Genomic DNA, 13,301 nt, shown 5'->3' with positions numbered 1-13,301 from the left:
GTGAAAACGCCTACATAATGCATCATCTAAACAGATTTCATATTGACGACTTGGAAACAACTCCTGTATAATAATGCTATATATTGACAGGTTTTGTGTCGGGAGGTCTTTTTTGTGAATGTCAAGCAGCTAGAGACAGAAAACGATAACTTAAACGCGCTTGATGATAACGCTATCATTCATCTTATTCATGAAGGTAATAGCCGTGCGCTTGATTATTTAATTCACAAATATAAAAACTTTGTGCGAGCAAAAGCACGAACCTATTTTTTAATAGGAGCTGATAAAGAAGATATTGTCCAAGAAGGTATGATAGGTCTTTATAAAGCAATCCGTGATTTTGATTCGGACAAGCTCTCTTCTTTTAAAGCTTTTGCCGAACTGTGTATCACAAGACAAATTATTACAGCAGTAAAAACATCAACACGACAAAAGCATATACCATTGAATTCTTATGTTTCACTCGACAAACCAGTGTATGATGAGGAATCTGACCGAACATTATTAGATATTATTGCAGGCTCAAGATCTATTGATCCACAAGAATTACTCGTGAGCCGTGAAAAATACACGGATATGGAATCTAAATTATCGGAATTATTAAGCGAGTTAGAGAAGAAATCACTGCATCTATATCTAGATGGCAAGTCATATCAAGAGATATCCGTGGAACTAAAACGTCACGTGAAATCAATTGACAATGCACTGCAACGAGTAAAACGTAAATTCGAGCAATTGATAGAATCACAGGAAATAACCTTATAAACGAGCATTGACACAATATAGTAACAATGCTACATTAGTAGAAGTGAAAAAACCCTTAGTATGGGGTGATAGAGTGAATAAAAAGGTAATTTTGGCGTGTGCAGAGTGTTCAAGTCGAAACTATTCAACTAATAAAAATGTATCCACACAACCTAGTCGATTGGAAGTCCGAAAGTATTGCAAAACATGTGGAAAACATACATTGCACCGTGAAACTAAATAAGAAGCATCCTTTTAAGTGAAGTCTGGGGGTACTACCATGAAGCTTTTCCAATTTTTAAAGAATGTATCACGTGAAATGAAGAAAGTTAGCTGGCCAAAAGGGAAAGAGCTAACTAGTTACACGATTACTGTAATTGCAACCGTGGTATTTGTAGCATTGTTTTTTACGGTTATCGATCAATTGATTACGCTTGTATTAAATAGTTTTTAATTATATTCTTGAATAATAAAGCTTTAGTTATGTTATAATGGAGATTAATAGTGCTTTTGAAAAAACCCGACTTAACGGGTTTTTTAATATTGTACAATTTTTAGAGCGGATGTCAGCAAATGTCCAGGCTAGCAGCTTGTCTGTATCTTTCTGTCTAGCTACGGCTTCTTGGGGTCACGACAGACCAGTCGCCTCCGCTTTTCTAATCAAGGGAGGGAAGGACAATAAAGTTGTCCTGTTCAAATGGAGAAAAATTGGTACGTTGTTCATACATATTCTGGGTATGAAAATAAAGTAAAAATGAATTTAGAAAAACGAGTAGAAACAATGGGGATGGAAGATAAAATCTTTCGTGTAATTGTTCCAGAGGATGAAGAAACAGAAATTAAAAATGGGAAAAAGAAGGTCGTTAAAAAGAAGTTCTTCCCTGGTTATGTGTTGACTGAAATGATTATGACGGATGATTCCTGGTATGTGGTTCGTAACACACCTGGAGTGACGGGATTCGTTGGATCTAGCGGACATGGTTCTAAGCCTACCCCGTTATTACCCGATGAGGTAGAAACTGTCCTAAAACGCATGGGTGTTTCAGAAGCGGTAACCCAAATTGACTTCGACTTAAAAGAAAATGTACGTGTAAATGATGGACCATTTGCGAATTTCACAGGATCGATTGAGCATATTGATATTGATAAGCAAAAAGTGAAGGTACATGTTAATATGTTTGGTAGAGAAACCCCAGTTGAACTAGATTTCTCTCAAATTGAAAAAATATAAAGTAAAGCAATGTTGTTAATTCTAATACAATATCTTGCATTCTTTTCTAATTCATGCTAAAATTCTCTTGTTATTTATGTCCTTGATTTCGAGGGAAATGGCTAATAATGAGTGGGAGGGTAAAAAACCCTATTACCACATCACGGACTTTAAGGAGGTGTGTCTCGTGGCTAAAAAAGTAATTAAGATTGTAAAACTACAAATTCCAGCTGGTAAAGCAAACCCAGCACCACCAGTAGGACCAGCATTAGGTCAAGCAGGTGTTAATATCATGGGATTCTGTAAGGAATTTAATGCTCGTACGCAAGATGAAGCTGGTATGATTATCCCGGTTGAAATTTCGGTATTTGAAGACCGTTCATTTACGTTTATTACAAAAACTCCACCTGCTGCTGTATTGTTGAAAAAAGCAGCTGGTATAGAATCTGGTTCAGGTGAACCTAATCGTAATAAAGTCGCTACTGTTAAACGCGATAAAGTAAAAGAAATTGCGGAAACAAAAATGCCTGACTTAAACGCCGCTGATGTAGAAGCAGCGATGCGCATGGTCGAAGGAACTGCACGTAGCATGGGCATTACAATAGAAGACTAATACCTTTATGCTTTTTATATACGAGCTGGGTTGCGATAGTGGGATACCATTTCTCGCAACCTTTTTCGTGAAAAAAGCGACAGTAAGTGTCGGGGTATGCTTTATAAAGGCCATGGCGCTTTTATAAGTGGGAGGTATTACCGCTATAACCACAATTAAGGAGGAAACAAAATGGCTAAAAGAGGTAAAAAGTATCAAGAGGCTCTTAAGCTTGTTGATCGTACAAAATCATATGACTTAAAAGAGGCTATCACATTATTAAAAGAAGCTTCAAAAGCAAACTTCGATGAAACAGTAGAAGCAGCTTTTCGTTTAGGAGTTGATCCTAAGAAAGCTGACCAGCAAATCCGTGGAGCTATGGTATTACCGCACGGTACTGGTAAAACGCAACGTGTACTTGTGTTTGCTAAGGGTGAAAAAGCTAAAGAGGCAGAAGCAGCTGGGGCTGATTTTGTTGGAGACCAAGAAATGATCAATAAAATCAATCAAGGATGGTTCGATTTTGATGTAATCGTTGCAACTCCAGACATGATGGCTGAGGTAGGTAAGTTAGGTCGCGTATTAGGACCAAAAGGACTTATGCCTAACCCTAAAACAGGAACAGTAACATTTGAAGTTGAAAAAGCGGTAAACGATATTAAAGCTGGTAAAGTTGAGTATCGTGTCGATAAACAAGCTAACATTCATGTTCCAATCGGAAAGATTTCTTTCGATGATGCAAAATTAATCGAAAACTTTGTAGCAATCACAGAAACACTTGTAAAAGTAAAACCGCAAGCTTCAAAGGGTATTTACATGCGCAATGTGTCTATAACGTCTACAATGGGTCCTGGTGTTAAAGTTGATGTATCTGAACACGCACGCCGTTAAATTATAGGCTTGACTTTTGAAATATAATTCGATATACTGAATTTCGTTATAAATATGAATACGTTGTACCGTAGACAGTAGGTGCGAGAAATCGCTTAATTTCCTGCCGAGGTGTTTAAAAAGCAAATTAGATAAATCGTTAAGATTATCATTTGTATAAAAAACCTCCATGTCTGCATGGGGGTTTTCTTATGGTTTAGACCCTTACCTACAGAATCCTAATTTTTTGTCCGGTATGATGACTTTTAACAGGAGGTGGAACAATGTCAAATGTTATCGATACAAAAAAGCAGGTTGTTCAAGAAATTACTGAAAAATTCCAATCTAGCCAATCAAGTGTATTAGTTAATTATCGTGGCCTTGATGTTGCTGAAGTAACAGAACTTCGTAAGCAGCTTCGCGAGGAAAACGTCGAATTCAAAGTGTACAAAAACACAATGACACGACGCGCTGTTGAACAAGCAGAATTAAACGAGTTAAGTGATACGTTAGTTGGACCTACTGCCATTGCATTTAGTAAAGACGATGTAATTGCGCCAGCTAAGATTTTGAGCAAATTTGCTAAGGCTCATAACGCACTTGAAATTAAAGGTGGCGTAATTGAAGGTCAGGTAGCAACACTTAAGCAATTAAGTGAGCTTGCAGAACTACCAAATTACGATGGTCTAGTATCTATGCTTCTAAGCGTGCTTCAAGCACCTATTCGCAACTTGGCATATGCTACAAAAGCTATCGCGGAACAAAAGGAAGAGCAACAAGGAGCATAATATTGCTGCAATGCAATTTATCGTTTCAAAATAAATTATACGTAACTTAGGAGGAAATATAAATGACTAATGAACAAATTATTGAAGCAGTTAAGGAAATGTCAGTTTTAGAATTAAACGATCTTGTTAAAGCTATCGAGGAAGAATTCGGCGTAACAGCAGCAGCACCAGTTGCAGCAGCAGGTGGAGCTGGAGCGGAAGCGGCTGAAGAACAAACTGAATTTGATGTAGTGCTTAATAGTGCTGGAGCATCAAAAATTAAAGTTGTTAAAGCAGTTCGCGAAATCACTGGTCTTGGTCTTAAAGACGCAAAAGATCTAGTAGATAACGCACCTAAAGCTATTAAAGAAGGCGTTTCAAAAGAAGAAGCTGAAGAAGTTAAAGGTAAACTTGAAGAAGCAGGCGCTGGTGTAGAAGTTAAGTAATTTTATATGAGGGCTCGTCGTTATGCGGCGGGCTTTATATTTTCTTCTCTATTAAAAAAACACAACAAAGTAGGTGCTGGAATGTCCGAGCATTACTTTTCACAAAAACCCCAATCTAAAAGTTCACCCAAGACATGGAGTTATCGATTACGAGAAAATGAATATGCATTTACAAGTGATTACGGTGTTTTCTCAAAAAATGAAATAGACTACGGTTCACGTTTATTGATTAAACAGTACAGGGATCCACAAGTTTCTGGAAATGTTCTAGATCTTGGTAGTGGTTATGGGCCAATAGGCATTGTAATAGCAAATACATATTCAGATCGGAATGTTGTATTAGCTGATGTGAATGAACGAGCGCTTCATCTTGCAGAACAAAATGCTGTACAAAACAAGGTTAAGAATGTGGAATTTATAAAAAGTGATCGGTTTTCAAATCTAGCTGATTACACATTTGCATCCATTGTTACAAACCCTCCAATCAGGGCTGGTAAGAAAGTTGTGCACGCTATGATTGAAGAGAGTAAGTCAGCATTAGACAAGGATGGTGAGCTATGGGTAGTCATTCAAAAAAAACAAGGTGCACCTTCAGCTAAAGAAAAACTTATGAATGTATTTGGCAATGTTGAAGTCATTGCTAAAGACAAGGGTTACTTTCTATTAAAAGCTGTTAATGTTTGACCCTGTAACTTACTTATGATATTATAATAAAATGCTATTATGGACTTTCTTTGTCAAGAAGAATTTTCATTATATAAGAAACGTATATTTCATCGGTATTCGGAGACAATGGTAAAGTGAAAAACTAAACACTTAAGAGTTTTTTCTTGAAAAAGTCTTTTTTCTTCTAGAAAGTTAGAAAGAATACGTAGATCAATTGTGTAAGAGATATGCTTAAACAGTTGATTTTTTGGCAGATAAGAAAGTATAAAACTTTCTTATCTGCATAAGTGCAACTAGTCATTCGCCCAAAGGCTTGGCGAATGCCAAGTTTTCTAATGCCGATGAAAGGATTATCATTAAAATCTCGGCACCAAGCCAAGGTTTTTTAACGTATGTTTAGGGAAAATTCATTTTGCTAAACAAAAGATTTAAGAACTTTATTAGTAGTACATTGTTTAAGATCCGAAAAACAATACTATAGTTTTAGTTTGTTTTTCTAATATAATAATCATTTTTCAACAGATTCAGATAGGTGTAGAATCAATTGAAAAGTGCATGATTTGAGGGGTGAAGCAGTTGACAGGTCAACTAGTTCAGTATGGACGGCACCGCCAACGCAGGAGCTACGCGCGCATCAGCGAGGTGTTAGAATTACCAAATCTAATAGAAATTCAAACCGCTTCTTATCAATGGTTTTTAGAAGAAGGGCTGAAAGAAATGTTTAAAGACATTTCTCCTATTGAAGATTTTACAGGTAATCTATCACTAGAATTTGTTGATTACAGTCTTGAGGATCCAAAGTATCCTGTAGATGAATCAAAGGATCGAGATGTAACGTATAATGCTCCACTTCGCGTGAAGGTTCGTTTAATTAATAATGAAACCGGTGAAGTAAAAGAGCAAGAAGTATTTATGGGAGATTTCCCACTTATGACAGACACAGGTACATTTGTTATTAACGGGGCGGAACGTGTTATTGTTTCACAGCTCGTTCGTTCACCGAGTGTCTATTATAATGAAAAAATTGATAAAAACGGAAAAAGAGGCGTTACTGCAACCGTGATTCCGAACCGCGGAGCATGGCTTGAGTTTGAAACCGATGCAAAAGACGTTGCTTATGTCCGTATCGACCGTACGCGTAAGTTGCCTATTACAGTGCTCCTGCGTGCTCTTGGCTTTAGTACAGACCAGGAAATTATTGATCTACTAGGCGAGAATGAATACTTAAAAAACACCTTAGACAAAGATAATACGGAAACTACTGATAAAGCGTTATTAGAAATCTATGAGCGTCTTCGCCCAGGTGAACCGCCTACAGTTGATAACGCTAAAAGCTTATTAGTATCACGTTTCTTTGACCCGAAACGTTACGACCTTGCACATGTTGGTCGTTACAAAATGAATAAAAAACTAAACATTAAAAACCGCTTATTTAATCAAGTGCTTGCCGAACCAATTGTTGATCCAGAAACTGGTGAGGTACTTGCGCAAAAAGGTGATAAATTAGAGCGGAGATTATTAAATAAAATTATTCCGTACTTGGAACAAGATGAAGATAAAGTTGGTGAGCACCATGTTGAGACTCAAGAGGGTGTTCTTGAAGATCCAATAAAGCTTCAGACAATTAAAATCCTTGATCCGACTGACCCAAGTGGGGAACGTGAGTTGAATGTTATTGGTAATGCAAGTGTCGATAGAAGCATTAAAAATATAACACCAGCTGATATATTATCTGCAATTAGTTATTTCTTTAACCTACTACATCGTGTTGGAGATACGGATGATATTGACCATCTAGGTAATCGTCGACTTCGTTCAGTAGGGGAATTATTGCAAAACCAATTCCGAATTGGACTTTCTCGGATGGAACGAGTTGTACGTGAACGGATGTCCATTCAAGACACATCAAGTGTTACACCGCAACAGTTAATCAATATTCGTCCAGTAATTGCATCGATTAAAGAGTTTTTTGGTAGCTCACAGCTTTCGCAATTTATGGATCAAACCAATCCGTTGGCAGAACTAACACATAAACGTCGTTTATCTGCACTAGGACCAGGTGGATTAACTCGTGAACGTGCCGGTTTCGAAGTTCGTGACGTACATTACTCTCACTATGGACGTATGTGCCCTATTGAAACACCTGAGGGGCCGAACATCGGATTAATAAACTCGCTATCAAGCTATGCTAAGGTAAATAAATTTGGTTTTATCGAAACACCTTATCGCCGGGTTGACCCTGATAGTGGATTGGTAACAGCTCAAATTGATTACTTAACAGCAGATGAAGAAGATAATTACGTAGTGGCACAGGCAAATGCTAGATTAGATGAAACTGGTCACTTTATTGACGACGAAGTAATCGCTCGTTTCCGTGGTGAGAATACTGCTGTACCTCGCGTGAACATTGATTACATGGACGTATCGCCTAAGCAGGTTGTTTCAGCAGCAACAGCGTGTATACCGTTCCTTGAAAATGATGACTCTAACCGTGCGCTAATGGGTGCTAACATGCAGCGTCAAGCGGTGCCGTTAATGCAACCGGAAGCACCAATCGTTGGAACAGGAATGGAATATGTTTCAGGAAAGGATTCTGGGGCTGCAGTTATTTGTCAAAACCCTGGAATTGTTGAACATGTTGAGGCAAAAGAAGTTCATATCCGCCGAATTTCAGAAGTAGACGGTAAAGAAGTAAAAGGTGATTTAGAGCGCTATCGCTTACAAAAATATATTCGTTCGAATCAAGGTACTTGTTACAATCAACGTCCAATCGTAAGTAAAGGCGATCGTGTAACGAAAGGTGAAATCCTTGCCGATGGACCATCAATGGAAGACGGTGAACTAGCATTAGGTCGTAACGTTTTAGTTGGATTCATGACATGGGAAGGATACAACTATGAAGATGCGATTATTATGAGTGAACGTCTTGTGAAGGATGATGTATATACATCTATTCACATCGAGGAATACGAATCAGAGGCTCGTGATACGAAGCTAGGACCTGAGGAAATCACTCGTGATATTCCAAACGTTGGAGAAGAAGCATTGAAAGACCTTAATGAACACGGAATTATCCGTGTCGGTGCCGAAGTTTCTGATGGTGATATTTTAGTTGGTAAAGTAACGCCAAAGGGAGTTACCGAGCTATCGGCTGAAGAACGTTTGTTACATGCAATTTTCGGCGAGAAAGCTCGTGAGGTTCGCGATACATCGTTACGTGTACCGCATGGTGCAGGAGGCATTGTCTTAGATGTTAAGATTTTCAACCGTCAAGATGGTGATGAACTGCCACCAGGCGTTAATCAATTAGTCCGTGCGTATATAGTCCAAAAACGTAAAATTCATGAAGGTGACAAAATGGCTGGACGTCACGGTAATAAAGGTGTAATTTCAAAAATATTACCTGAAGAAGACATGCCATTCATGCCAGATGGAACACCAGTGGACATTATGTTAAATCCATTAGGGGTACCATCGCGAATGAATATCGGACAAGTGTTTGAGCTGCACATAGGAATGGCTGCACGTGCGTTAGGCATACATGTTGCAACTCCTGTATTTGATGGGGCAAGCGAAGAAGATGTATGGGAAACGTTAGAAGAAGCAGGCATGCCAAAAGATGCTAAAACAATTCTGTATGATGGACGATCTGGTGAACCATTTGATAACCGTATTTCTGTTGGTGTTTCGTATATGATTAAACTAGCCCACATGGTTGATGATAAACTTCACGCTCGTTCAACAGGACCATATTCACTTGTTACCCAACAGCCACTGGGTGGTAAAGCTCAGTTTGGTGGACAGCGTTTTGGTGAGATGGAAGTATGGGCACTTGAAGCATACGGTGCTGCATATACATTACAAGAAATTCTTACTGTTAAATCAGATGACATTGTTGGTCGTGTGAAAACATATGAAGCTATTGTAAAAGGTGACAATGTTCCTGAACCGGGTGTTCCTGAGTCATTTAAGGTATTAATAAAAGAGCTTCAAAGCCTCGGTTTAGATGTGAAAATGCTTTCTAGTGATGAAAAAGAAATTGAATTACGTGAACTAGAAGAAGAAGAAACAGAAGCAGCGAGCAAACTTAACTTAGAAATAGAAGAAAAGTAATAAAAGCAAAGGAGCGTTAACTTCTGTGAAATAGCAAGTTTTATGGGAGTTAGCATCTCCGGCTTTATCATAAAAATTCTGTTCTACTTAAGTAAAGTACAGTATAAGAAAAACTTCGCCATTCGCTAGTTAAGACTAGGTGAATGTCGGGTTTTACTAATAATGGTAAATTCGGACACTAAAAGGGAGGTAGGCCCCTTGCTAGATGTAAATAACTTTGAGTATATGAAAATCGGTTTAGCTTCACCTGAGAAAATTCGCTCGTGGTCATACGGCGAGGTAAAGAAACCAGAAACAATTAACTACCGTACATTAAAACCTGAGAAAGACGGCTTATTTTGTGAACGGATCTTTGGTCCACAAAAAGACTGGGAATGTCATTGTGGGAAATACAAACGTGTCCGTTATAAAGGCGTTGTTTGTGATCGATGTGGAGTAGAGGTTACAAAGGCAAAGGTACGTCGTGAACGAATGGGACATATTGAATTGGCTGCTCCTGTTTCACATATTTGGTATTTTAAAGGGATTCCTAGTCGGATGGGACTTGTTTTAGATATGTCACCTCGTGCTTTGGAAGAGGTTATCTATTTTGCGGCGTATATCGTTACAGAATCAGGTAATACCCCACTTGAGAAAAAGCAGTTGCTTTCAGAAAAAGAATACCGTGCTTATTATGATAAATATGGTAAGTCTTTTAAAGCTCAAATGGGTGCTGAGGCAATTCGAAAGCTTTTACATGATATCGACCTTGAGAAAGAGGTAGTTGCATTAAAAGAGGAGTTAAAAACAGCTAAAGGCCAACGTAGAACTCGTGCGATTAAACGATTAGAGGTATTAGAATCATTCCGTAATTCTGGAAATGACACGTCATGGATGGTATTAGATGTATTACCAGTAATTCCTCCAGAAATTCGCCCAATGGTACAACTTGATGGCGGACGTTTTGCAACATCTGATTTAAATGATTTGTATCGCCGCGTTATAAACCGTAACAATCGCTTGAAACGGTTGCTCGATCTTGGTGCGCCAAGCATCATCGTACAAAATGAAAAGCGTATGTTACAAGAAGCGGTTGATGCATTGATTGATAATGGTCGTCGTGGACGCCCAGTTACTGGTCCAGGTAATAGACCGTTAAAGTCACTTTCACACATGTTGAAAGGAAAACAAGGTCGTTTCCGTCAAAACCTATTAGGTAAACGTGTTGACTATTCAGGGCGTTCGGTTATTGTGGTAGGACCTAGCTTAAAAATGTATCAATGTGGATTACCAAAAGAAATGGCACTTGAATTATTTAAGCCATTTGTTATGAAAGAGTTGGTAGGTAGAGGTTTAGCACATAATATCAAGTCAGCTAAACGTAAAATTGAACGTGTTCATCCTGAGGTTTGGGATGTTTTAGAGGAAGTAATTCGTGAACACCCAGTATTACTAAATCGAGCACCTACATTGCATAGACTCGGAATTCAAGCCTTTGAGCCAACATTAGTAGAAGGTCGCGCAATTCGTTTGCATCCACTAGTTTGTACAGCATACAATGCTGACTTTGATGGTGACCAAATGGCCGTGCACGTTCCGCTATCTGCTGAGGCGCAGGCTGAAGCACGTATCTTGATGTTAGCAGCCCAAAATATTCTTAATCCAAAAGATGGTAAACCAGTTGTTACACCATCACAGGATATGGTATTAGGTAATTATTATTTGACAATGGAGCGCGAAGACGCAATAGGTGAAGGTAGTATATTTAAAGATACTAATGAAGCATTGATTGCATATCAAAATGGATATGTTCATCTGCATACCAGGGTTGCTGTTCAAGCAAGTTCCTTGAATAATAAAACATTTACCGAGGAACAACATAATCAATTGTTGTTAACAACAGTAGGTAAATTAGTATTTAATGAGATTTTACCAGAATCATTCCCGTATATTAATGAGCCGACAAACAGTAATCTTGAAGTTTGCACACCAGCTCATTATTTTGTTGAAAAAGGTACAAATGTTAAAGAAGAGATCAAGAAACGCGATACTAACCTACCATTTAAAAAGGGTATCTTAGGTGACATCATCGCAGAAGTCTTTAAACGATTTAAAATCAGTGAAACGTCTAAAATGCTTGACCGCATGAAAGATCTTGGCTTTAGTTATTCAACAAAAGCTGGTATGACAGTAGGTATATCAGATATCGTAGTGCTAAAAGAAAAGGAAGTAATTCTAGTTGAAGCACAAACGAAAGTTGATAATGTTCAGAAACAGTTCCGCAGAGGTCTGATCACTGAAGAGGAACGTTATGATCGAGTAATTGCGATTTGGTCAAAAGCAAAAGATGACATTCAAGCTAAACTAATGAAATCTCTTGATTCTAGAAACCCTATCTTTATGATGAGTGATTCCGGAGCAAGAGGTAACGCATCAAACTTTACACAGTTAGCTGGTATGCGAGGATTAATGGCAAACCCGGCTGGACGTATTATTGAGCTACCGATTAAGTCAAGTTTCCGTGAAGGGTTAACTGTACTGGAGTACTTTATCTCTACCCATGGTGCTCGTAAAGGACTTGCCGATACAGCACTTAAGACAGCTGACTCAGGTTACCTGACACGTCGTTTAGTTGATGTTGCGCAAGATGTTATTGTACGCGATGCAGATTGTGGTACAGATAGAGGCCTAAAAGTTTCTGCAATTAAAGATGGAGCAGAATTGATTGAACCATTGATAGACCGCTTGATAGGTCGGACAATATTTGAGACTGTTCGCCATCCTAAAACTGGCGATGTAATTATCGAGGACGATACGGTTATTTCAGAAGATCAAGCGAGAACAATTATAGATTCTGGAATTGAAGAAGTAACAATCCGTTCTGCATTTACATGTAATACGAAGCATGGCGTATGCCAAAAATGTTATGGACGTAACCTTGCAACTGGTGATGAAGTAGAAGTAGGTGAAGCAGTAGGTATTATTGCTGCTCAATCTATTGGTGAACCAGGTACACAGTTAACTATGCGTACATTCCACACTGGTGGAGTTGCTGGGGATGATATCACACAAGGTTTACCACGTATTCAAGAAATTTTTGAAGCGCGTCATCCGAAAGGGCAAGCTGTTATTAGTGAAGTCGACGGTACGGTTCATGAAATCAAGGAAGTTAAGGATAAGCAAGAGATTATTGTTCAAGGTGAGGTAGAACAACGTCCATATACAGTTCCTTATAACGCTCGAATTAAAGTGGCGGAAGGAGACGTAGTAATTGCTGGTCAAGAACTGACGGAAGGTTCCGTCGATCCAAAAGAACTTCTTCAGGTTCAGGGTGTTGATGGTGTTCAAACTTACCTTCTCCGCGAGGTTCAACGTGTTTACCGTATGCAAGGTGTAGAAATTGGAGATAAACACGTTGAGGTAATGGTACGTCAAATGCTACGTAAGGTACGTGTAGTTGACTCAGGGGATACAAGCGTATTACCTGGATCATTACTTGAAATCCATCAATTCAAGGAAGCTAATCATGGCATTCTAAACGAAGGAAAACAGCCTGCCGTTGGTAAACCGGTATTACTAGGTATTACAAAAGCTTCACTTGAAACAGATTCATTCTTATCTGCAGCTTCATTCCAAGAAACAACTCGCGTATTAACGGATGCTGCAATTAAAGGTAAACGCGATGAGCTGTTAGGATTGAAAGAAAATGTTATCATTGGTAAACTTGTTCCTGCTGGTACAGGAATGCAACGTTACCGTAAAATTGAAGCTTCACTGGACGATTTGAAACCAGAATCGGATGAAAACAAAGAAGCAGAAGTTGAAACAGAAACAGTAAACTAAATTAAAGTTAAACAAGTGATTTTATTGATTAGGAGCACCAGAAATAGTAAAAATTTAGTTGACAATAAAAA

The 13,301-nt window shown here is 38.5% G+C and carries 11 protein-coding genes and 1 other annotated feature; all 11 genes read left to right on the top strand.

The window, feature by feature from the left end; all coding sequences use genetic code 11:
* Window positions 1-114 precede the first annotated feature (114 nt).
* The 11 genes from sigH to rpoC all read left to right on the top strand — a co-directional run bounded on the left by sigH (window position 115) and on the right by rpoC (window position 13,230).
* Window positions 115-765, top strand: coding sequence for an RNA polymerase sporulation sigma factor SigH (gene sigH, locus CFK40_RS01050; protein ID WP_089530271.1), 651 nt, complete (start codon window positions 115-117; stop codon window positions 763-765).
* Between the two features lie 73 nt (window positions 766-838).
* Window positions 839-988: a 50S ribosomal protein L33 gene (rpmG, locus tag CFK40_RS01045; RefSeq protein WP_089530270.1), complete on the top strand. Its 150-nt coding sequence runs from the start codon at window positions 839-841 to the stop codon at window positions 986-988.
* A 36-nt stretch (window positions 989-1,024) separates the two neighbouring features.
* The gene (gene secE, locus CFK40_RS01040) at window positions 1,025-1,198 is read left to right on the top strand and encodes a preprotein translocase subunit SecE (protein WP_089530269.1); all 174 of its coding nucleotides are present in this window, start codon (window positions 1,025-1,027) and stop codon (window positions 1,196-1,198) included.
* 243 nt (window positions 1,199-1,441) lie between these two features.
* Window positions 1,442-1,975: a transcription termination/antitermination protein NusG gene (gene nusG / locus CFK40_RS01035; RefSeq protein ID WP_089530268.1), complete on the top strand. Its 534-nt coding sequence runs from the start codon at window positions 1,442-1,444 to the stop codon at window positions 1,973-1,975.
* A gap of 166 nt (window positions 1,976-2,141) precedes the next feature.
* On the top strand, window positions 2,142-2,567 hold the full coding sequence (gene rplK, locus CFK40_RS01030; protein WP_152640092.1) for a 50S ribosomal protein L11: 426 nt from the start codon (window positions 2,142-2,144) through the stop codon (window positions 2,565-2,567).
* Window positions 2,568-2,738: 171 nt separating this feature from the next.
* On the top strand, window positions 2,739-3,437 hold the full coding sequence (gene rplA, locus CFK40_RS01025; protein ID WP_089530267.1) for a 50S ribosomal protein L1: 699 nt from the start codon (window positions 2,739-2,741) through the stop codon (window positions 3,435-3,437).
* A 50-nt stretch (window positions 3,438-3,487) separates the two neighbouring features.
* Window positions 3,488-3,636 (top strand) — a sequence feature (ribosomal protein L10 leader region).
* A gap of 64 nt (window positions 3,637-3,700) precedes the next feature.
* Entirely contained in the window at window positions 3,701-4,204 is a 504-nt protein-coding gene (rplJ, locus tag CFK40_RS01020) for a 50S ribosomal protein L10 (protein WP_089530266.1), read from the top strand.
* Between the two features lie 62 nt (window positions 4,205-4,266).
* Window positions 4,267-4,629 (top strand): 50S ribosomal protein L7/L12, encoded by a 363-nt coding sequence (gene rplL / locus CFK40_RS01015; RefSeq protein ID WP_089530265.1) that lies wholly within the window; start codon window positions 4,267-4,269, stop codon window positions 4,627-4,629.
* 81 nt (window positions 4,630-4,710) lie between these two features.
* Complete coding sequence (locus CFK40_RS01010; protein ID WP_089530264.1) at window positions 4,711-5,313, top strand: class I SAM-dependent methyltransferase; 603 nt, start codon at window positions 4,711-4,713, stop codon at window positions 5,311-5,313.
* Window positions 5,314-5,871: 558 nt separating this feature from the next.
* Window positions 5,872-9,408, top strand: coding sequence for a DNA-directed RNA polymerase subunit beta (gene rpoB / locus CFK40_RS01005; protein ID WP_089530263.1), 3,537 nt, complete (start codon window positions 5,872-5,874; stop codon window positions 9,406-9,408).
* 198 nt (window positions 9,409-9,606) lie between these two features.
* Window positions 9,607-13,230 carry a DNA-directed RNA polymerase subunit beta' gene (gene rpoC, locus CFK40_RS01000; protein WP_089530262.1) on the top strand — a complete coding sequence of 1,208 codons (3,624 nt, stop codon included), beginning with the start codon at window positions 9,607-9,609 and terminating at the stop codon, window positions 13,228-13,230.
* Window positions 13,231-13,301 lie beyond the last annotated feature (71 nt).

The sequence above is a fragment of the Virgibacillus necropolis genome (assembly GCF_002224365.1).
GTDB lineage: Bacteria > Bacillota > Bacilli > Bacillales > Amphibacillaceae > Virgibacillus_F > Virgibacillus_F necropolis.
Note: the sequence above shows the minus strand (reverse complement) of the source record. Positions and strands in the feature narration are given on the sequence as shown.